This is a genomic window from Frankia sp. CeTa3Moorea (assembly GCF_978021225.1).
In genome coordinates, this window is record NZ_CDXDOR010000165.1 from 9,539 (window position 1) to 10,277 (window position 739).

General features: G+C 64.8%; 1 protein-coding gene. It reads right to left on the reverse strand.

Translation table 11 applies throughout. From position 1 onward, the window contains the following. Positions 1-712: IS3 family transposase (locus AC08OV_RS20905; RefSeq protein ID WP_476616263.1), on the reverse strand; the 712-nt coding region annotated here is incomplete at its 3' end. Positions 713-739 lie beyond the last annotated feature (27 nt).

The window sequence follows — 739 nt, forward strand, 5'->3', positions numbered from 1 at the left end:
ATCCATTCGAAGATTCGAAGATGGCGTTGGCAAGTTCGTCGCGGTTCTCCCAGGTGTGTCGGTCGAGTATCTCGAGTTGTAGGGTGCCCCAGAAGGACTCCATCATCGAGTTGTCGTAGCAGTCGCCGACCGTGCCCATCGACGGGAGTAGTCCGGCGATGCGCAGCCGGTTTCCGAACGCCCACGATGTGTATTGCGTTCCGTGGTCGCTGTGCAGGATTGTCTGTTTCTCTGGTGGCCGTCGGCGAAGAATCGCCATGCCGAGGGCATCGAGGACGAGTTCGGTGCGGATGTGGTGCGCGATTGACCAGCCGATGATGCGCCTCGAATAGGCGTCCATCACGGCCGCGCAGTAGAGTTTCCCGTCTCCGGTGGGGTGTTCGGTGATGTCGGTCAGCCAGAGCCGGTCTGGGGCGTCGACGGCGAACTGCCGGTTGACCAGGTCCTCGGCGGTCGCCTCGGCGACAGGACCGCGGCGGGCTCGGCGCCGGTAGACGCCCTGCAGGCCGGCCTCTCGCATCAGCCTTGCGACCCGTTTGTGGTTGACCGGCACGCCCAGGCCGAGGGCGAGTTCGGCGTGGACCCGCGGCCAGCCGTAGGTCCCCCGCGACTCGCGATGAATGCGTTCGATCTGTTTCGCGAGCAGGGTGTTCTCCTGTTCCCGTAACGACGGTGGCCGGCCGATCCAGTCGTAATATCCCGACCGGGACACGCCCAGTACTCGGCAGGCCACCAGGGC